The following is a 20,704-nucleotide window of genomic DNA, read 5'->3' as shown; positions in this document are numbered from 1 at the left end:
GAATTTTATGAAAAAGCTGTTTTTTTTATTTGCAATTGTTTTAAGTTTAGGCTCATGTAGCTTAGATGATGATTCTGAACCAGGATACCACATGGAAATTGTCCCTGTTGAAAATTTCATTGTTCCTGATACATTTAATTATTTAGGGTTTCATCAAATAAAATTATTTTATAAAAAACCAACTATTTGTCATGAACTTGCCGGCATTTATTTTGAAAAACATTTAAACGTTAGAACTGTTGGATTACAATGTATTGTGACAAATTCGCCCAATTGTATACCGTATGAAGGAGAGCTATATGAAGTTAATTTTAACTTTCAAGTAATTAGCAACGAAACCTATTTATTTAAATTTTATAAAGGAAAAGACGAAGACGGAAACAATATTTTTGAAGAAGTAGAAATCCCGGTGAATTAATGATTAAATCATCTTAGAAAACCATCGCGAGTGAATCTAGAATTACTCATACATGAATGCAAAAGCAACAATACTAAAGCACAAGAACAATTATTTAGATTATTATCTCCTAAATTGTTTAGTGTTTGCATTAAGTATTCGAAGAATTATGCCGAAGCTCAAGATAATTTACAAGATGGATTTTTAATAATTTTTGATAAAATAAATCAATTTGACAATAAAGGATCTTTTGAAGGATGGGCTAAAAGAGTGATGATTAACAACATCCTTCAAAAGTACAGAACACAAGGTATTTTTGAAATTGTATCAGAAAATTATCCCGATGTGGTTGATGTAGAAGTGGAAGAAGAAACCATATCAATGGAGTTTTTGACAAAAATAATTCAGGAATTACCGGACAAATATCGCTTAGTATTTAATTTGTATGTTTTAGACAATTATTCGCACAAAGAAATTTCAACGATGCTTAAAATTTCCGAAGGAACATCAAAATCAAATCTGTCTAGAGCACGAGCGATATTAAAAGAAAAAATAGAAAACAAGGCGTCGAATGAAATGAATGAAGCCAAATGAAAGATAAAAAGAATTTAGACCGATTGTTTCAAGAACAATTCAAGGATTTTGAAGAAATTCCGCCGGAAATTGTTTGGAAAAACATCGAAGCAGAACTAACCAAAAAGAAAAAAAGAAGAATCATCCCGCTTTGGTATAAACTTTCGGGTGTAGCTGCTTTGTTTATTTTTGGATTTTTAGGAACTCGTGCACTTTTGAATCAATCAAAAATTGAAACAACCAATCCAATTGTAATTGAAGAAAAAATCAATTCAACAGATAATCAAAATAGTGTTGTTGATTCAGACGAAAAAGATAATCATAATCAATTGAATTCAGATGAAAATGATTCAAATAAAATAAATAATAACTCAGAAAAACCATTGTTTTCTGATGATGAAGCTCTTGCGAATGAAAATTCTAATATTGAAAAACCTTCAAAAAAAGAAAATAATCAGCATAACAACACTGACAAATTAAACCAAAAGAAAAAAGAAAATTCAGGATTAGTTTCAAATTCTTTCGATAAAACAAATCGAACCAAAGAAGAAACTAAAAACAATTTAAACAAAACAAATAATTCGGAACTAGTTGATAATTCAACAACTAAAGACAAAAAAACAAAACAAATTTCTGAAACTGAATCAGCTATTGCAAACACTGGTTCAATCAATCAAAAAGCTACTGGTAATGAGACTGAAAACGAAGAAAAAAATAAATTAGGAGTTTTAGTTGACAATAACATCATCAAAAATGATAAACAATTTGTTTTAGAAGATCATTCATCTAAAATAGATAAAAATAAAATCGATTCTACTGCTGTTGCAACGCTAATTGCAACAAACGAAGAATTGAATACGTTGGGAGAATTGCTAAAAGAAAAAGAAAAAGATCAAAAACCTAAAGTTGAACCTAAAGAAAACAAATGGCAGATTACCTCAAATCTAGCTCCTGTTTATTTAGGTTCATCTTCCAACGGTTCTCCAATCGACTCTCAATTTGCCAACAATAGTAAAGACTATCAAAACACAATGAGTTATGGGCTTGGCGTAAATTATGATGTTAGCAAAAAGCTAACGTTAAGAACTGGTATTAACAAAGTTAATTTTGAATATTTGACCAACGGTATAGAATTTTTTGCTTCGCTAGAAGGTCGCCAAATGGCTTCATTAAGCACAACAAATTCATCAAATGCTGCTACAATTGTAGTTCAAAATTCTACTTTTACTACAGGAGAACTTTCAATGGCTTGGACGCAACAAGGAGCGATCGAACAAAGCATGGAATATTATGAAATTCCACTTGAATTATCATACAAAGTTCTAAATAAAAAATTTGGAATAGATGTCATTGGCGGATTTAGTACGCTTTTATTGAACGACAATAATCTAATGGTGGTTTCCGATGGTTTTTCGGCCGAATTAGGAAAAGCAAATAATCTTAATTCCGTTCATTTTAGCACCAATGTTGGACTAGGTTTCAGGTACCGATTTTGGAAGTCGTTTCAAGCAAATTTTGAACCCACTTTTAAATATCAACTCAATACATTTAGCAGTAACGACGGTGGATTTAAACCCTATTTTGTTGGTTTATATTCCGGTCTAAGCTATCGTTTTTAATATATAAGCTTTATTGGTTTGGCTTATAATGTTTTAGTTTTTTAGTTAAGTTCGTTATTACTTTTACTGCCATCAGTAATAACAAATAGAAAAGAGCACTTCCGGTTTTGGTGCTCTTTTTTTGTATCTTTAACTTTCAAAATAAACTCAAATGAAAACATATTTTATCACTTTGGTAGCCGTTTTTGGTTTTTTTTCTAATTCAGATACAGAACAAGAAAAAATAGAAATTGATTCCGTTATTAATCAATGGCATAAGGCTGCCGCCGAAGCTAATTTTGATAATTATTTTGGTTTAATGACCGATGACGCTGTTTTTATCGGAACCGATGCATCCGAAAATTGGAATAGAAAAGATTTTGAAGCCTATTCAAAACCACATTTTGACAAAGGCAGAGCATGGACTTTCCATAAATTAGAAAGAACTATTTATGTTGATAAAAACAATAAAATAGCTTGGTTTGATGAACTACTCGACACTTCATTCAAAATCTGCAGAGGCTCAGGCGTTTTAGAAAAAGTGAACGGAAAATGGAAAATTAAACATTACGTTCTCTCCATGACCATTCCAAATGAAACTTCAAAAGAAGTAATTGCTATTAAAGATTCCATCGAAACCAACTACATTCAAAAATTAAAATCAAAAAAATAACACTTTCATAAAACCATACCAAAACTTTTCTCGTAACTAAGAAGAACAAACTCAAAATTCTTGGTTATGAAAATCAACAGAAAAGTAAAACTCTTTTTAGGAAGCATTGCCGGAATTGTATTCCTGCTTTTTGTGACATTAGTAGTTCACATCGCAACAGCCAAGCCGGTTGAAGTAGATAATGCAACCATACAAATTAGTAGAATCGATTTTAATGAACCGCTTGATTCGCTAAAATCGAAAGAAATTCACAGAAACCTAAAATCGATTGATGGAGTAAAAAACATCAAAATTGTACCCGAAAAAGGTGTGGTTGTTTACTTTCATGACAACCGTATTGCCAATTCTGAACAAGTTTTTGCACAACTTTCTGCCAAAGGAGATTACCAAGCTGAACGCTTTGTGATTTCGGATGAACTGGCATCCAAAAAAGTATGTCCGGCTATGAGTACCGATAGCTTTAGTTACAAATTTTCAAGAGGAATCCAACGTATTTTTAATTAACCTAAATAGAATTGTTATGAAACATTTATCAAAATTATCCCTTTTTGCTTTCCTGCTTATTTCAGGATTTACGTTCGTTTCTTGTAGTGACGACGACGATGCAACACCGCCGGCAGAATTGACCCTTTATCAAAAATTAGGCGGAACTGCCAAAGTTTCTGACCCAAACAATCCCGGTCAAATGATTGAACAAGGAAGATTGTCTTATCGTTCTGTAGTTGACAGCACAATTACACTGATTGTAGCCGATATTGTAGCCGATTCTCAAGGAAATTTAGGAGCTCATTTTGCTCCTGTAGTTGGTGAAGTTTTAGGCGGAAACACAACCAATGTTGCCGTGTTAAGTAAAAACTTAACCGATTTCTTTTCAGCTAATACCGGTGGTGGTGCAACAAACACCTACTCTGGCCTAGGAATGGTTGCGGCTCATGACCCTGCTCAAAACCCAAGAATGGGTGTTAAAGCAAACAATGCTGACTATGATAAATTTATTGGCTACGTAGGAGCTGCAGCCGGTTTAAACGGAGTAACAGACCCAGCTTTAATTGGTGATGTTGTTGCTGTTTTAGAATCGCTTAGAGCACCTATTGTACAAGAATAATATATCTCCTACTTTAACTGTGCGGAATCACCATTCTTTTTTTAGGGTGGTGATTCTTTATTTTTGAAGGTTTTCCAACATTTCAACAGTCATCAAATCCATATCAAAATTGTGTTTCCAGCCCCAATCAGTTCGTGCGGAAGAATCATCAATTGAACCCGGCCAACTGTCTGCAATCTTCTGACGGAAATCGGGTTGATATGAAATTGTAAAATCAGGAATATGTTTTTTAATTTCTTCCGCAATTTCTTTCGGTGTAAAACTTACTCCTGACAAATTATAAGACGAACGAATTTTTATTTTTTCTGACGGAGCTTGCATAATTTCTATCGTTGCACGTATTGCATCATCCATATACATCATCGGCAAACGCGTTTCTTCCGATAAAAAGCATTCAAATTTTCCATCGCTTAATGCTTTATGATAAATATCTACAGCATAATCGGTCGTTCCTCCGCCCGGTGGTGTTGACCAGCTAATTAATCCCGGATAACGAACACTTCGAACATCTACGCCAAAAATGTTGTGGTAATATTCACACCATCTTTCTCCCGATTGTTTCGAAATTCCGTAAACCGTCGTTGGTTCCATAATCGTAAACTGCGGCGTATTTTCTCTTGGTGTTGTAGGTCCAAAAACAGCAATACTGGAAGGCCAAAATATCTTTTTAATTTTTCCGGCTTTCGCTAAATTCAATACGTGAAAAAGTGAATTCATGTTCAAATCCCATGCAAAAGCTGGATTTTTTTCGGCTGTAGCCGATAATAAAGCCGCCATCAAATAAACTTCTTCTACATGATATTTTTCAATAATATGCTCAATTTGATTAAAATCTAATGCATTCAAAACCTCAAAAATTCCATCATTCACTACATCATTATTTAACTTTCTGATGTCGGAAGCAATCACATTATCAGTTCCGTAAAGTTTTCGTAATTGTTGCGTTAATTCGGTTCCAATTTGACCGCACGCTCCTATGATTAGAATTTTTGTGCTCATTAGTTGTGTATTTATGATGCAAATATAAGGTTTTCGGAAAGCAAAAAACTGTTAAGAATAGGCTTTTATTTTAGAAAGCTTTAACGAGAATAACCAAGTTTCGATTTACCTTTGTATTTTTGAAAATCTAAATTAAATTTGATGAAAATTCGTTTCCTTTTTATCTGTATTACTGCCTTATTTCTTTTTTCTTGCGAAGAGGATAATGAGAAACGTTTAATCGAACAACAAAAAGAAGTCGCCAAGAAGGAGGAAATCTTTAAAAAAATAGACAAAGCATGGAGTTTTAGAACCATGAATTTGGAATCATCCTCTCAAAATTTAGTGAAAGATTGGGCAGAATGGCGTTTGTTTCTTACCGAATTAGAACAAAAACCAACAAGTTCAATTGGAGCTTTTCAAAAAAAATCTAAAAACCTAACGCAAAAAGCAGATGCTCTTTTAAATACAATTCCCCAGTCTTTATCGAATCCGGAATTCAAAAGTCGTTTTACTGTTTTGTTAAACCATTTTCGATCGTTAGAATTATACATTCATTTGGATGCCATTCCGGAAAAAAAAGTAATTGATTTAATATCAGATATTAACTTGCAATTAGCCTCTATCGAATTGCAAATGAATGAATTAATTAGAAAACGACAAATTCCAATGGAACAAGGAGAAGCTGATATGATCAGAATGTTAGATACTTCCAGAGCTGTTCGTGAAACACCAAAAAATCTAGACTAATTGAACGTTTCAACTATTTCTTCTGCTTATAATTCTTCTGCTAAAATTATTCAATTAGCTGAAAACATTACCGTTCCAGAAAATAAAATTCAAATCAAAGGATTAATTGGTTCGTCGTTGTCGTTTGTTATTCAAACTTTATTTCAAAAAACAGAATTACCTTTTTTATTACTTTTTAATGATAAAGAAGAAGCCGTTTATTATTTGAATGATTTGGAAAACCTCATCAACGATCAAGATGTGCTTTTTTATCCGAGTTCGTATCGACGACCTTATCAAATTGAAGAAACAGATAATGCTAATATTTTGCTTCGGGCTGAAGTGTTAAACCGCATCAATTCCCGCAAAAAACCATCGATTATTGTTACTTATCCGGAAGCTCTTTTTGAAAAAGTGGTTACTCGAAAAGAATTAGATAAAAACACGTTGAAAGTCGCTGTTGCCGATCAAATTTCGATTGATTTTATCAACGAAGTATTGTTTGAATATAATTTTAAACGCGTTGATTTTGTATCAGAACCGGGCGAGTTTTCGGTTCGTGGTGGAATCATCGATGTCTTTTCATTTTCAAATGACAATCCGTACCGAATTGAATTTTTTGGCAATGAAGTCGATAGCATCCGAACATTTGATGTAGAAACGCAACTTTCCCTTGAAAAACAGAAGAAAATATCCATCATTCCTAACGTAGAAAATAAATTTTTACAGGAAAATAGAGAAAGTTTCCTCAATTATATCAATCCAAAAACCGTTCTTTTTGTTCAGGAAACAGAAATGGTTTTGAGTCAATTTGATAAATTATTCGATAAAGCAACAGAAGCCTTCGGAAAACTTTCCGGTGACATTAAACACGCTTCACCAGATGAACTTTTCATCAATCAATCTTCTTTTGTAAAAAAAGCACTTGATTTTTCTATTGTTGAAGTTGGATTGAAATCGATTTTTAAATCCGAAAAAACGATTGAATTTCTTACCAAACCACAACCATCTTTCAACAAACAATTTGATTTATTGTTGAATGATTTGAATGAAAATCACTTTAACGGAATCAAAAATTACTTGTTTTGTTCCAATGAAAATCAAGCTAATCGCTTTCACGATATTTTTGAAAGTATTGATGAAGAAAATCACGAAAACATCCGAAAACAATACAAAACCATTGTTTTTCCGCTTTTTCAAGGTTTTATTGACGAAGAAAATCAATTAGCTTGCTACACCGATCATCAGATTTTTGAACGTTATCATAAATTCAGCATCAAAAACGGGTATTCCAAAAAGCAGACCATTACGTTAAAGGAATTAACCCAACTTTCTGTGGGTGATTATGTGACGCACATTGACCACGGAATCGGAAAATTTGGGGGTTTACAAAAAATTCAGGTGGAAGGCAAAATGCAAGAAGCCATTAAATTGGTGTACGCAGACAATGATATTGTGTATGTGAGCATTCATTCGCTACACAAAATTTCAAAATACAACGGAAAAGACGGAACACCTCCAAAAATTTACAAATTAGGTTCGAATGCGTGGAAAGTTTTAAAACAAAAAACCAAAGCTCGCGTCAAACATATTGCGTTCAACTTGATTCAATTGTATGCCAAAAGACGTTTGGAAAAAGGTTTTGCCTGTGCACCGGATAGTTATTTGCAAAAAGAATTGGAAAGTTCGTTTATTTATGAAGATACGCCCGACCAAATTACAGCTACGCAAGATGTAAAAAACGATATGGAACGTGATCGTCCGATGGATCGACTAGTTTGTGGCGATGTTGGTTTTGGAAAAACAGAAGTCGCCATTCGTGCTGCATTTAAAGCTGTTGACAACGGAAAACAAGTCGCTATTTTGGTTCCAACTACGATTTTGGCTTATCAACATTATCGAACATTTACCGAACGTTTGAAAGATATGCCGGTTACGGTGAATTATTTAAATCGATTTAGAACCGCGAAACAAAAAAGCGAAACACTAAAAGGTTTAGCAGAAGGAAAAGTAGATATCATCATCGGAACGCATCAATTGGTGAGTAAAGATGTGAAGTTTAAAGAATTAGGATTATTGATTATTGATGAAGAACAGAAATTTGGAGTGAATGTAAAAGATAAACTCAAAACGATTTCTGCTACGGTTGATACATTGACGTTGACCGCAACTCCGATTCCGAGAACGTTGCAATTTTCGTTAATGGCAGCAAGGGATTTATCGGTCATTACAACTCCACCACCGAATCGATATCCAATCGAAAGTCATGTGGTTGGGTTTAATGAAGAACTGATTCGAGATGCTATTTCGTATGAAATTCAGCGAAATGGTCAAGTTTTTTTCATCAATAATCGTATCGAAAATATTAAAGAAGTAGCCGGAATGATTCAACGGCTTGTTCCCGATGCTCGTGTTGGCATTGGTCACGGACAATTGGATGGAAAAAAGTTAGAAGAATTAATGCTTGGTTTTATGAACGGTGATTTTGATGTGTTGGTTGCCACCACCATTATTGAAAGCGGTTTAGATGTACCAAACGCCAATACGATTTTTATCAACAATGCCAATAATTTTGGTCTATCCGATTTGCATCAAATGCGTGGTCGTGTGGGTCGAAGCAATAAAAAAGCGTTTTGTTATTTTATCACACCGCCCCAATCAGTGATGACGGAAGATGCAAGAAAACGAATCAATGCATTGACACAATTTAGCGAATTGGGAAGTGGTTTCAACATTGCGATGAAAGATTTAGAAATTCGTGGAGCCGGTGATTTATTGGGTGGCGAACAAAGCGGTTTTATCAATGAAATCGGTTTTGACACGTATCAAAAAATTATGAACGAAGCCATCGAAGAATTAAAAGAAAACGAATTCAAAGAATTATATCAGGAAGAAAATGATATTGAAACCAAAGAATTTGTGAAAGATCTTCAAATTGATACTGATTTTGAATTATTGTTTCCGGATGACTACATCAACAGTGTCAACGAGCGATTAAATTTATACAACGAACTTGGAAGTGTAAAAGACGAAGAAGGTTTATTAGCCTACGAACAAAAACTAATTGACCGTTTTGGCTCATTGCCAAAAGAAGCAGAAGCGTTGCTGAACAGCATCCGAATTAAATGGATTGCCACGCGATTAGGCATCGAAAAACTCATTATGAAACAAGGTAAAATGATTGGTTATTTTGTGGGCGATCAACAAAGTGATTATTATCAATCTTCTCGATTTAGAAAGGTGTTGCAGTTTGTTCAATTGCACGGAAACCTTTGCAAAATGAAAGAGAAAGAAACCAAAAGCGGCTTGCGTTTGTTGTTGACTTTTGAGAATGTAAAATCGATTAGGAAGGCGTTGGAATTTATGGAGTTGATGGGACGTTAACTCTTTCTGCTTTAATCGTTTTCGTTGTTTTTATAATTTTCTTATTATCTTTGATATTCAAAAGAATTGATATGAGTGTTCAAACCGAAAAATCGATCTTAATTGATTTACTTCAAAATATTAGTGATGTTTCGATTTTAAAGAAAGTGAAGCAATTTGTATTGAAAGAAATTGAACAAGGAGAATTAACTGATCTTCAAAAGCAAGAGTTGAATAATCGATTAGAAGAACATCAAAAAAATCCCAAATCAGGAGTTGATGCTTTCGAGTTCTTAGATTCTATCAAAACAAAATATGAGTTATAAAAAACTCATTCTTAAATCTACCGCTTCTATTGAAATTGAAAATACAATTTCACATTATTCCCATATAAATAAATCTTTAGCTCAAAAACTTGAAAAAGAGATTCGTTATTCTTTTTTAAAAATTTCAAAACATCCGGAAAGTTTTCAATTTCGCTATCAAACAATTAGAATAATTTGGTTGAAAACTTTTCCCTATGGAATTTACTATATTTTTGATTCGGATGAGGTATACATCTTAGCGTTCTGGCATACTAAAGAAGATGCTGTTAATAAATTAAAGAAATAAAATTTATCTAAAGACTTTTCAAGTCTTTAATCACTTTAAAAGCCACATCAACTTCTTCTTCGCTCACTAAAATGGTAAACTCGTTTGAAGTAGAAATTACTTCGTTAATAATAATTCCTTCCCAAGCCAAACGTTGAAAAATGAAGTAATATATTCCGGGAATACTAACGTTTTCTTTAGGAAGTTTTACGGTTATTGAAGCTAAATTTTCTTGCTTTTGAATTAACTTTTCAGTTGAAAAATGCTTGTCTACCAAATGACCAACACTTTCACTTACAACAATGTTAGTTTCGTTTACACCTCGTGAAGAAGTATAAAAAATTCCGGTTTCTTTATTTATTTCCGAAATTAAAGCGGCTTGTTTGTCTAAAATGGTTTCCGAAACAGCAAACGTATAATCGATTAACGAAGAGCGAACGGTGATTTCGCCAATGTTTTTTAAGACTTTTAAGATTTTGTGATTAACTCTGAAATCCAATTCTTCTGAAAGTCTTTTTAAAGCCATAACAACAGCTCCTTGTTTGACATCTTTCCCCAATTCCTGCTCCAATTCGGGCATCATGTTTCGGGATAATGAAGTTAAATTGATGATACCTTGAGACAAAGCACTCAACAAAAATGGTTTTGTTTTGATGTAATGTTCTACAACCGAAGAAATAGTTTTCATTTAAAAATGTTTTAAAAACACGGCAAATATATAAATAAAAACAATTTGTTACAAATATAACATTAAAAATAATAAAAAGCATCTTCAAGATGTTCGATAGCTGTTTCTTGGTTGTTGATAATAATTCCTAAAATATCAAAACGCACTTCTAAATCAAGATCGTTTACATTCATATATTGGTCAACCGCTTTCACTAAATTTTGAATTTTTTTTCCTTTCACAAAATCTTGTGGTAAACCAAAATCGCCTGAAGTTCTTGTTTTTACTTCTACAATCGCAAGAATTGTTTCCTTTTGAGCAATAATATCGATTTCTGCTTTTTGATAAACCCAATTGGTTTCGAGAATTTCATAACCATTTTTTTGGAGATATTCAACAGCTATTTCTTCTCCTTTTTTTCCGAGTTCGTTGTGTTTTGCCATGATGATGCTTTATTTTCTGTGTCATTTCGACGATAGGAGAAATCGCATAAAGTAGATAAAATAACAGCGGCCTAAGTTTATGTGATTTCTCCCGTTGGTCGAAATGACACAATTGGAAGTGAATTTAGCATTAAATATATTTAATTGAAAGTTTTATTCAAACTTCAAAATCGTTCCTTTCTCACTAACTTCCAACGTTACTTGCCTTCCAAAAACCAACGCACGATTGTCCGGTATATGTCCGGCAGGAAAATTATAAACAACCGGAATATTATACTTTTTAGTCACATCTTGAATAATTTCTAATGCGTTTTTTCCCCAAGGAATTTCGTTATCGTTCATTTTAGTCATGCTTCCTACCACGATTCCTTTTAAACTTTCAAGGCAACCGTTGCGTTTGAGGTTCATCATCATTCGGTCAAAGTGATATAAATATTCGTCTAAGTCTTCCAGAAAGAGAATCTTATCTGAGCAATCAATCGCTGAATTTGACCCAAATAAACTGTATAAAATAGAAAGGTTTCCGCCCACCAACTCGCCTTTTGCCTTTCCTGATTTATTCATTGAATCATGCGGAATTGTATATGAAAGTTTTTCTCCAAATAAGGCTTTTCGTAAGCTTTCTTTGGCTTCGGGTGTAGCTCTTGGAATATTGACAGGCATCATTCCGTGAATGGATTGAAAACCTAACGTATTCAAATGACTATGCAAAACCGTTACATCGCTAAATCCGATGACCCACTTTGGATTTTGTTTAAACTTAGAAAAATCGAGTAAATCGACCATCCGGACAGTTCCATACCCTCCACGGACACACCAGATTGCTTTAATAGTTGGATTATCCATTTGGGTTTGAAAATCTTTTGCTCGGTCTTCATCCGTTCCGGCCAGTTGATGGTTATCTAACCCGATGGACGAACCAATTACAGTTTTTAAACCCCAATTTTCAAGGAATTCTTGGGCTAATTTTAAATCGTCATTCAAGTGTTTTCTGGCTGTGGCTACGATGGCAACCGTGTCGCCTTTTTGTAAATAAGGTGGAGTTATCATTTTTTTATCTAATTGAGCATTTGTGTTGAAAAAGAGTGAAAGTAATAAAATGGTTATGGCTTTTTTCATGGTTAAGAAAGTATTTGTTTGTTTCAAAGGCTTTATTCACAATCAAAAAGTTCTGCGGGATTAATTTTAAATTGAAGCATATTTGCTGTTTTTCTTCCACCATCTCCTCCTTTTCGCTGCATCGTTATCCTTCCAATTTTAAAATTACCTCTTTTTGTGACTTCAACTTCACCATTTCCAAAATGATTTAAACAAAAATTCATAGGTTTTAAAATCCATCTGGAATTTTGTTTAAGTTTTTGGGCAACAAGCATCCATTCAGCAGAAAATTGTCCTCTGCCTTTTAAAATATCTGAAACAATAAGCGATTTATTTTCTTTTAACCATTTTAAGACATTACTCTGTTCTTCTGTAGTAAATTCATGAAAGAACATTCTTCTTTTGTCTTTAGAATTTGTAACACTAGGTTCAACTTCACCTGTATAACGTTTAAGAATTGAAGCTATGTTTTGAGGAATATTCCACATTTCAATATATTTATCAACCCACCTTTTATCAATTTGATTAAACCCTCTTGTATTACTTACAAGCTTTACTTGTAAATTTTGGGCATCAATAGCTTCTTTCAATTTAATTGTTACCTGAACTTGAACGTCTGTTTTAAAACCACTTAATTTAAGTGCTTTAAATTCAATTTGGTTGAGTTCATATTGCATGATTAAAAGCCATTTCTGAGCTTCTTCATCGAATTCCCAATTATTAAATTTGATTACAATATTATCTTCATTTAAAAATCCGTTTTTTGCTGTTTGCGAACCTAATAATTGCTCTTTATGCATATTCTAACTTAGTTGTTTGGATTAAATTTTTACTGTTTGCGTTCAAAACTTTTGCAATCTCGAATAGGATATGTTGTAAAACATTAACAGAAACACTATTTCCAAATTGTTTATACGTTTGTGTGTCTGATGAATTTAAAATAAAACTCTCTGGAAAACCTTGTACTCTTGCACATTCTCTTGGTGATAATTTTCGTATTTTATCATTAATGAGATACAATCCTGTTTTTGAACCCACTCCACCTCCATGTGCAGAAAGCGTAATTGCATGACCTAATGGATGGTAAATTCTTTCTCCTTGTCCACCTTTGTTAACTTTTCCTATCTGTATAGGTTTGTTGAGCAATTGTATATCTGAAAACAAGTTGCTTGAAACAGTATAATTTTTATAAATTTCAATATCATCTCTATCAATAACTTTGGCATTTTCAGGTTGATTTTCGAGAATTTTACCTAAACAAATTGGTTCGTTAGTTGGTGAAGGAAAACTAAATTTGCTTGAATCTATTGATTTATGAAAGGCAATTATGTACAATCTCTCACGGTTTTGAGGTAGTCCAAAATTACTGGAGTTCAATACTTTGGTAAAAACCTCATAATCTAATTCTTTCAGAATGTTAGTAATAATTTCTAATGTCTTCCCATTTTCGTGCTTGACTAAGTTTTTTACATTCTCTAAAAAAAGAACTTTTGGTTTGTGATGGTTTACAATTCTTGCTATATCAAAAAACAATGTTCCTCTTGTATCTTCAAAACCTTTTTGTTTTCCAGAAATTGAAAAGGCTTGACAAGGAAAACCACCACAAAGAATATCATGGGTAGGAATTTCACTTTCATTGATTTTAGTGATGTCTCCAAGAGGCTTTATTCCGAAGTTTTCATAGTAAGTTGTTGATGCAAATTTGTCCCATTCAGAGGCAAAAACACAATTAGCACCAAATGATTTTAAAGCCAAATGAAATCCTCCTATTCCTGCAAATAGGTCGATAAAGTTATAATTTGAAAGTATATTTTTATCTGTTTTAATCATTTATCAAAGTTACTAATTTTTTTGACTTTTGATATTTTAATAAAATGATTGATTACATCTCTCTTTATTGCACTTATCCCTAGCCCGGATAGCAGTGGAAAGCCTTTTGCAGGATTGTTGTATTTTTTCTTGGCAAAAAAAAGCGACCAAAGGAAGCTCTTTTTTTGCCTTAGAAAAAAACAACAAGACAAAAAAGCTTGAAACGGATAGCCGGAATAGCTTCTTGAAAAAAATAAATTGCAATCTCTGAAGTCATTGCCTCTTGTCTGTGCGATAAAAAACTTATTTTTGCATACAATTTTGAAGTTTATGATAGAAAATCCAAAAAGATATACGATTACGGCGGCGTTGCCTTATACGAACGGACCGATTCACATTGGTCATTTGGCGGGAGTTTATGTTCCGTCTGATATTTATGCTCGCTATTTGCGTTTGCAGGGGAAAGATGTGGCGTTTATTTGTGGTAGTGATGAACACGGCGTGGCGATTTCGATGAAAGCCAAAAAAGAGGGAATTACGCCTCAGGAAGTGATTGATAAATATGATGGAATTATCCGGAAATCGTTTGTGGATTTTGGAATTTCGTTTGATAATTATTCGCGGACTTCGTCTAAAATTCACCACGAAACGGCTTCTGCTTTTTTTAGAAAATTGTATGAGAACGGCGATTTTATTGAGGAAACCAATGAACAATTGTATGACGCGAAAGCTGATCAGTTTTTGGCCGATCGATTTGTGGTTGGAACTTGTCCGAAGTGTGGCAACGAAGAAGCGTACGGCGATCAATGTGAAAAATGTGGATCGACCTTAAATGCAACCGATTTGATTAATCCGAAATCGACGATTACTGGTGAAACTCCGATTTTGAAATCGACGAAACATTGGTTTTTGCCATTGGACAGATATGATGATTTTTTAAAGGAATGGATTTTAGTCGGTCATAAAAATGATTGGAAAACCAACGTTTTGGGTCAAGTGAAATCGTGGTTAGATGATGGTTTGAAACCAAGAGCTGTCACTCGTGATTTGGATTGGGGAATTGATGTTCCTGTGGAAGGTGCCGAAGGCAAGAAATTGTATGTTTGGTTTGATGCTCCGATTGGTTACATTTCTTCTACTAAAGAATGGGCTGCCAAAGAAGGAAAAGATTGGGAACCGTATTGGAAAGATGCTGACACTAAATTGGTTCATTTTATTGGAAAAGATAACATCGTTTTTCATTGCATTATTTTTCCGGCGATGCTGAAGGCTGAAGGCAGTTTTATTTTGCCTGATAATGTTCCGGCGAATGAATTTTTGAATTTGGAAGGAAATAAATTGTCAACTTCAAAAAACTGGGCGGTTTGGCTGCACGAATATTTGGTTGATTTTCCGGATAAGCAAGATGTTTTGCGTTATGCTTTGACGGCGAATGCTCCGGAAACGAAAGACAATGATTTTACTTGGAAGGATTTTCAAGCGAGAAATAATAATGAATTGGCAGCGGTTTATGGGAATTTCATAAATCGTGTGGTGGTTTTGACGAATAAATACTATGATGGAATTGTTCCTCAACCGAATGAATTTTCGGAGGTTGATGAGCAGACTTTAGCAGAATTAAAAGCGTATCCGGCTGTGATTGCAAGTTCAATTGAACGATACCGATTTAGAGAAGCACAAGGTGAATTGATGAATGTGGCTCGATTAGGTAATAAATATTTAGCCGATGAAGAACCTTGGAAGATGATTAAAACCGATCCGGAACGTGTGAAAACACAGATGTATGTTGCGTTGCAAATTGCGACTGCGTTGGGGGTTTTATCGGAACCTTTTTTGCCATTTACGGCTGAGAAACTTTCACGCATTCTTGTCATTCCGACGAAGGAGGAATCTCATAAAGGATGGGAAACCGTTTCCAAATCATCCGAATTATTAAAACCAGGTTACAAAATCGGTCAAGGTGAAATATTGTTTGCACAGATTGACGATGCCGAAATTCAAAAACAAATAGACAAATTGGAAGCAACTAAAACCGCTAACAAAATGGAAAACAGAACTGTAGAACCACAAAAAGAAACGACAACTTTTGAAGATTTTTCAAAATTAGATTTACGTGTCGGAACTATTTTGGAAGCTGAAAAAATGCCAAAAGCAAATAAATTATTGGTTTTAAAAGTGGATACAGGAATTGATGTGCGAACCATTGTTTCGGGAATTGCTGAACATTTTTCACCGGAAGAAGTGGTTGGAAAAAGAGTAACCGTTTTAGTGAATTTAGCACCAAGAGCATTGCGAGGTGTTGAAAGCCAAGGGATGATTTTAATGACCAATAACGCGGAAGGAAAATTGGTTTTTATGAATCCGGATGGAGATGGGGTTGATAATGGGGCGTTGATTTCTTAAAAAAATAATATATGAACCTAAAAGTAATCGCATTCGACGCCGACGACACTTTATTTGTTAACGAGCCCTATTTTGAAGAAACCGAGAAGAAATTCTGTGGTTTGATGGAAGATTATTTATCACATCAAAGTTTATCGCAGGAATTATTTCGGACGGAAATTCAAAATTTACCGGTTTATGGTTATGGAATTAAAGCCTATATTTTGTCGATGATTGAAGCGGCGATGAAAATTTCGAATAACACAATTTCAATCGAAATTGTCGAAAAAATTATTCAATACGGTAAAGAATTATTAGAAAAACCAATTGAATTGTTAGACGGTGTTGAAGAAACTTTGGCAGAATTACACGGAAAATACAAATTGGTTGTTGCTACCAAAGGCGATTTAAAAGATCAACAACGTAAATTACACGATTCCGGTTTGGGTAAATATTTTCACCATATTGAAGTGATGTCTGACAAACAAGTGTTGGATTATCAAAAATTAATCGGTCGGCTTGAAATCAAACCGGAGGAATTTTTTATGATTGGAAATTCACTGAAATCGGATGTTTTACCGGTTTTGCAAATGGGAGGATATGCCGTTCACGTTCCTTTTCATACCACTTGGGCTCACGAGCGAATTGACCACAAAGTGGAACATCCCAACTTTAAAACAATTGAAAAAATTACGGAAGTTTTGCCGATTTTGCTTAAAAAGTAGTTGCTTGGAGATTTCTTAATTAAAATATGTCCAATTGATTCCGTCACTGATGACGATTAAACTTCTATTATTTCCTTCAAACATATAAACATCTGTGCTTCCTGTGGTCGATGTTTTTGGAAACAATAACCCTCCCGCAGTGGTTAAACGAGCTGTAACACTATTTTGTATGTTTCTTAAAATATAAACTCTTCCCGGAAAATTTACAGCATTTGGCAATCTGAATTCCTGATCTGTTAATAAAGGTTGCAAAGAAATATAAACTCCGTCATTAATTAAAGTTGGTGTAGCACTTCCTACCAAAATAACAGTTTTTAATGATAAATTTCCATTAATATCTAAAGTGCTTAAAGGTGTTGTTGTGTTAATTCCAACTTGTCCAAATGAACTTTTTGAAATCAAACACATCAATACTAAAACGAAAATAATTTTTAACTGGCTCATACGATTTATGTTAATTTACAATAAAGTTAAATAAATACTTCAATAATTTAACACCTTACCTATACAACACCTCACCGAAAACGTTTTCGTGTTGAAAAGTTTTTAATTTATATATGTTCAAATTCTTATTTTCATAAAAAAAGCGACAATATTTTACGTTGTCGCTTTTTACTAATCTTAAATAAATTTAACTGGCGTGTAATAACGAAATGATATCGTTTCCGTATCTTGAAATTTTATTTTCTCCAAAACCTTTAATCTTTTTCAGTTCATCAACCGAATCCGGTTTTAGCTTTGCAATTGTCATCAATTCAGAATTATGACAAATCATATATTGTGGTAATCCTAATTTTGACGATTTCTCACTTCGCCAATGTTTAAGCGAATTCAATGTGTTTTTTTCTTCTAAAGTTAACTCATCATAATTCAAAACGGCCACTTTTTCTGTTTCAGTTGTTTCTTTTATTTTTTCAGTTTTTGGTGAATAAAAAACTAAAACTGACCAATAATCAATCATTCCTGTTATAAAATTAGTTGCTGTTTTTTCAACGTTTACATCGGTTAAAAACTGATTGATGGCGTCTTGATCGTTCTGTAAATACTCCCCACTTACACGAACTCTGAAATGTTTTACTTTCATAATTTCTAGTTTAATGGATTTATTTACCTAACAACATTATATCATTCACAATCACTTCTGTGATGTAGCGTTTGTTTCCATCTTTATCATCATAACTTCTGGAGGTTAGTTTACCTTCAATGGCAATTTCTTTTCCTTTGGTTACAAATTTTTCGATGATTTCGGCATTTTTATCCCAAGCAACCAAACGATGCCATTCGGTTTGTTCCACTTTTTCACCTTTTTTGTTGGTGTAAGAATCATTCGTAGCGATATTAAAATTCGCTACTTTTCCACCTTCGAAGGTTTTTACTTCAGGGTCATTTCCAACGTGACCGATTAACTGTACTCTGTTTTTCATTGTGTTCATGGCGTATAAAATTTAATGGTTTATTTGATTTTTGTTATTGATATTGTAATTGATCTTTTGAAAGTTTAATTCATCAAAAGCAGTTCATTCACAACCACTTCCGTTACATAGCGTTTGTTGCCTTCTTTGTCGTCATAACTTCTGGAAGTCAGTTTCCCGATGATACCAATTTGCTTTCCTTTATCAACAAATTTCTCGATGATTTCGGCTGTTTTTCCCCAAGCAACAACATTATGCCATTGCGTTTGTTCTTTTTGATCTCCACTTTTGTTTACGAAAACATCTTTTGTGGCTAGCGATAAGTTTGCTACTTTTTTCCCTCCGTCTAAATCTCTAATGATTGGTTCGTTTCCAACATGTCCGATTAATTGTACTTTGTTTTTCATTGCATTCATGGCTTTTAAAATTTTAAATGGTTTATAAAAATTGTTGTCGTTCTTTCGTTTCGACATTGCAAAGTTGTGACAACCGGCAAATTTTATTCGGTAGAAAAACAATTACTTTCGGTTGTAAATATTTGTAAGCGTTTGTAAACGGAAAATATTTTTTGTATCTTGCAGAAAAACAAAGTATATGCACGAAGCAATTAAGAAAATTGAGTTACGAAATTTACAAATTGAAGATTACAAAGAATTGAAAAATTCGATGATGGAAGCCTATAGCGAACTCGAAAATTCGTATTGGAAAGAACATCATATCGAAAAATTACTTTCCATTTTCCCCGAAGGACAATTGGTTGTTTTGGTGGATGGAAAAGTTGTTGGCTCAGCACTTTCATTGATTATCGATTATCGAAAAGTGATTGCCAATCACACGTACGCCCAAATTACAGGAAATTATTCTTTTGATACACACAATCAAGAAGGTGAAGTTTTATATGGAATTGATGTTTTCATACATCCAAAATACAGAGGTTTAAGATTGGGAAGACGTTTGTATGATGCTCGAAAGGAATTATGCGAACAATTGAACCTTAAATCCATTATTTTCGCTGGCAGAATTCCGAATTATATTGATTACAAAGAAGAACTTTCTCCCAAACAATATATTGAAAAAGTAAAATTAAAAGAACTCTATGATCCTGTTTTATCTTTTCAAATAAGCAATGATTTTCACGTAAAAAAAATCATGAAAAATTATTTGGTTGGCGATACCAGTTCTAACGAATATGCGGTTTTGATGGAATGGAACAATATTTATTATGATGAAAATCCGAATTTAATTAACCTTAAAAAGAGCGTCATTCGTTTAGGATTAATTCAATGGCAAATGCGTCCATTGAACAACTTAGAACAACTTTTTGAGCAAGCCGAATTTTTTATCGATGTTGTTTCCGGTTACGGAAGTGATTTTGCGTTATTCCCCGAACTTTTCACCGCACCTTTGATGGCGGATTACAACCATCTTTCCGAAGCTGATGCGATTCGTGAACTAGCAAAACATTCGGAACCCATTCGAAAAAGATTTCAAGAATATGCCATTTCTTATAACATCAACATCATTACAGGAAGTATGCCTTACCTGGAAAACGGTGTTTTATACAACGTTGGATTTCTGTGCAAACGCGATGGAAGCAGCGAAATGTACACCAAAATTCACATCACACCCAACGAATCGTTGCATTGGGGAATGAAAGGCGGATCGCAAATTAAAACCTTCGACACCGATTGCGGAAAAATTGGCATTATGATTTGTTATGATGTGGAATTTCCGGAATTATCCCGATTAATGGCCGATGAAGGAATGAATATTCTTTTCGTTCCGTTTTTAACCGATACTCAAAACGGTTACACACGCGTGAAACATTGTGCTCAATCTAGAGCCATTGAAAACGAGTGTTATGTGGCAATTGCCGGTTGCGTTGGTAACTTACCAAAGGTAAATAATATGGATATTCAGTATGCTCAATCAGCGGTTTTTACACCTTCTGATTTTGCTTTTCCAAGTAATGGAATCAAGGCCGAAGCCACGCCAAACACCGAAATGACATTAATTGTTGATGTTGATTTAGATTTACTAAAACAATTGCACGAATTTGGAACTGTCCGAATTTTAAAAGACAGAAGACATGATTTATACAACATTAAGAAATTGAAATAGTATGAAAGAGTCCTTCACAATAGTGTTGTTCATATTCGTT

At 33.7% G+C, this 20,704-nt stretch carries 23 protein-coding genes; 13 read left to right on the top strand and 10 right to left on the bottom strand.

The genetic code is table 11. The annotated features are described in order from the left end of the window. Positions 1–7: 7 nt before the first annotated feature. From M0M57_RS06215 to M0M57_RS06190, 6 genes are all read left to right on the top strand, one after another. Positions 8–418 (top strand): hypothetical protein, encoded by a 411-nt coding sequence (locus M0M57_RS06215; RefSeq protein WP_248436323.1) that lies wholly within the window; start codon positions 8–10, stop codon positions 416–418. Positions 419–448: 30 nt separating this feature from the next. After that, complete coding sequence (locus M0M57_RS06210; RefSeq protein WP_248436322.1) at positions 449–991, top strand: RNA polymerase sigma factor; 543 nt, start codon at positions 449–451, stop codon at positions 989–991. After that, positions 988–2,589: a hypothetical protein gene (locus M0M57_RS06205; RefSeq protein ID WP_248436321.1), complete on the top strand. Its 1,602-nt coding sequence runs from the start codon at positions 988–990 to the stop codon at positions 2,587–2,589. Before M0M57_RS06210 ends, M0M57_RS06205 begins: the two co-directional genes overlap by 4 nt. Before the next feature lie 151 nt (positions 2,590–2,740). After that, on the top strand, positions 2,741–3,241 hold the full coding sequence (locus tag M0M57_RS06200) for a nuclear transport factor 2 family protein (RefSeq protein WP_248436320.1): 501 nt from the start codon (positions 2,741–2,743) through the stop codon (positions 3,239–3,241). A gap of 66 nt (positions 3,242–3,307) precedes the next feature. Then, positions 3,308–3,745 (top strand): hypothetical protein, encoded by a 438-nt coding sequence (locus M0M57_RS06195; protein ID WP_248436319.1) that lies wholly within the window; start codon positions 3,308–3,310, stop codon positions 3,743–3,745. A 16-nt stretch (positions 3,746–3,761) separates the two neighbouring features. After that, on the top strand, positions 3,762–4,346 hold the full coding sequence (locus M0M57_RS06190) for a globin family protein (RefSeq protein ID WP_248436318.1): 585 nt from the start codon (positions 3,762–3,764) through the stop codon (positions 4,344–4,346). Positions 4,347–4,403: 57 nt separating this feature from the next. Here M0M57_RS06190 and M0M57_RS06185 read toward each other — a convergent pair whose 3' ends face one another. After that, positions 4,404–5,345 (bottom strand): L-threonine 3-dehydrogenase, encoded by a 942-nt coding sequence (locus tag M0M57_RS06185; protein WP_248436317.1) that lies wholly within the window; start codon positions 5,343–5,345, stop codon positions 4,404–4,406. Positions 5,346–5,486: 141 nt separating this feature from the next. On the opposite strand from M0M57_RS06185, the gene M0M57_RS06180 reads away from it, so the two are divergent. From M0M57_RS06180 to M0M57_RS06165, 4 genes are all read left to right on the top strand, one after another. Beyond that, positions 5,487–6,074 carry a hypothetical protein gene (locus tag M0M57_RS06180; RefSeq protein WP_248436316.1) on the top strand — a complete coding sequence of 196 codons (588 nt, stop codon included), beginning with the start codon at positions 5,487–5,489 and terminating at the stop codon, positions 6,072–6,074. A gap of 45 nt (positions 6,075–6,119) precedes the next feature. Further along, positions 6,120–9,437 (top strand): transcription-repair coupling factor, encoded by a 3,318-nt coding sequence (gene mfd, locus M0M57_RS06175; protein WP_407647483.1) that lies wholly within the window; start codon positions 6,120–6,122, stop codon positions 9,435–9,437. A 71-nt stretch (positions 9,438–9,508) separates the two neighbouring features. Beyond that, the gene (locus M0M57_RS06170; protein WP_248436314.1) at positions 9,509–9,742 is read left to right on the top strand and encodes a hypothetical protein; all 234 of its coding nucleotides are present in this window, start codon (positions 9,509–9,511) and stop codon (positions 9,740–9,742) included. Beyond that, on the top strand, positions 9,732–10,028 hold the full coding sequence (locus M0M57_RS06165; protein ID WP_248436313.1) for a type II toxin-antitoxin system RelE/ParE family toxin: 297 nt from the start codon (positions 9,732–9,734) through the stop codon (positions 10,026–10,028). Before M0M57_RS06170 ends, M0M57_RS06165 begins: the two co-directional genes overlap by 11 nt. 7 nt (positions 10,029–10,035) lie before the next feature. Here the strand turns inward: M0M57_RS06165 and M0M57_RS06160 are convergent, their stop codons facing one another. The 5 genes from M0M57_RS06160 to M0M57_RS06140 form a co-directional block, all read right to left on the bottom strand. Further along, entirely contained in the window at positions 10,036–10,695 is a 660-nt protein-coding gene (locus M0M57_RS06160) for an aspartate kinase (protein ID WP_248436312.1), read from the bottom strand. 62 nt (positions 10,696–10,757) lie between these two features. Then, complete coding sequence (locus M0M57_RS06155; RefSeq protein WP_248436311.1) at positions 10,758–11,117, bottom strand: YraN family protein; 360 nt, start codon at positions 11,115–11,117, stop codon at positions 10,758–10,760. Between the two features lie 153 nt (positions 11,118–11,270). Then, complete coding sequence (locus tag M0M57_RS06150) at positions 11,271–12,167, bottom strand: S66 peptidase family protein (protein WP_248436735.1); 897 nt, start codon at positions 12,165–12,167, stop codon at positions 11,271–11,273. 101 nt (positions 12,168–12,268) lie between these two features. Continuing rightward, on the bottom strand, positions 12,269–13,015 hold the full coding sequence (locus M0M57_RS06145) for a PDDEXK family nuclease (RefSeq protein WP_248436310.1): 747 nt from the start codon (positions 13,013–13,015) through the stop codon (positions 12,269–12,271). Continuing rightward, positions 13,008–14,045 carry a DNA cytosine methyltransferase gene (locus tag M0M57_RS06140; protein WP_248436309.1) on the bottom strand — a complete coding sequence of 346 codons (1,038 nt, stop codon included), beginning with the start codon at positions 14,043–14,045 and terminating at the stop codon, positions 13,008–13,010. The genes M0M57_RS06145 and M0M57_RS06140 overlap by 8 nt, the downstream gene beginning before the upstream one ends. Before the next feature lie 309 nt (positions 14,046–14,354). Between M0M57_RS06140 and metG the strand changes: the two genes are divergently transcribed. Further along, positions 14,355–16,427: a methionine--tRNA ligase gene (gene metG, locus M0M57_RS06135; protein ID WP_248436308.1), complete on the top strand. Its 2,073-nt coding sequence runs from the start codon at positions 14,355–14,357 to the stop codon at positions 16,425–16,427. A gap of 11 nt (positions 16,428–16,438) precedes the next feature. Continuing rightward, positions 16,439–17,131, top strand: coding sequence for an HAD family hydrolase (locus M0M57_RS06130; RefSeq protein ID WP_248436307.1), 693 nt, complete (start codon positions 16,439–16,441; stop codon positions 17,129–17,131). Positions 17,132–17,146: 15 nt separating this feature from the next. Here M0M57_RS06130 and M0M57_RS06125 read toward each other — a convergent pair whose 3' ends face one another. From M0M57_RS06125 to M0M57_RS06110, 4 genes are all read right to left on the bottom strand, one after another. Beyond that, a complete protein-coding gene (locus M0M57_RS06125; protein WP_248436306.1) occupies positions 17,147–17,575 on the bottom strand; it encodes a hypothetical protein in 429 nt (142 codons plus the stop codon). Between the two features lie 187 nt (positions 17,576–17,762). Further along, a complete protein-coding gene (locus M0M57_RS06120; RefSeq protein ID WP_248436305.1) occupies positions 17,763–18,215 on the bottom strand; it encodes an HRDC domain-containing protein in 453 nt (150 codons plus the stop codon). A 19-nt stretch (positions 18,216–18,234) separates the two neighbouring features. Beyond that, positions 18,235–18,555, bottom strand: a complete 321-nt coding sequence (locus M0M57_RS06115) for a single-stranded DNA-binding protein (RefSeq protein WP_248436734.1) — start codon at positions 18,553–18,555, stop codon at positions 18,235–18,237. A 74-nt stretch (positions 18,556–18,629) separates the two neighbouring features. Then, a complete protein-coding gene (locus tag M0M57_RS06110) occupies positions 18,630–18,959 on the bottom strand; it encodes a single-stranded DNA-binding protein (protein WP_248436733.1) in 330 nt (109 codons plus the stop codon). A gap of 178 nt (positions 18,960–19,137) precedes the next feature. On the opposite strand from M0M57_RS06110, the gene M0M57_RS06105 reads away from it, so the two are divergent. Continuing rightward, on the top strand, positions 19,138–20,664 hold the full coding sequence (locus M0M57_RS06105; protein WP_248436304.1) for a bifunctional GNAT family N-acetyltransferase/carbon-nitrogen hydrolase family protein: 1,527 nt from the start codon (positions 19,138–19,140) through the stop codon (positions 20,662–20,664). The last annotated feature ends 40 nt before the right edge of the window (positions 20,665–20,704 follow it).

Source organism: Flavobacterium azooxidireducens, from assembly GCF_023195775.1.
Taxonomy (GTDB): Bacteria; Bacteroidota; Bacteroidia; order Flavobacteriales; family Flavobacteriaceae; genus Flavobacterium; species Flavobacterium azooxidireducens.
Note: the sequence above shows the minus strand (reverse complement) of the source record. Positions and strands in the feature narration are given on the sequence as shown.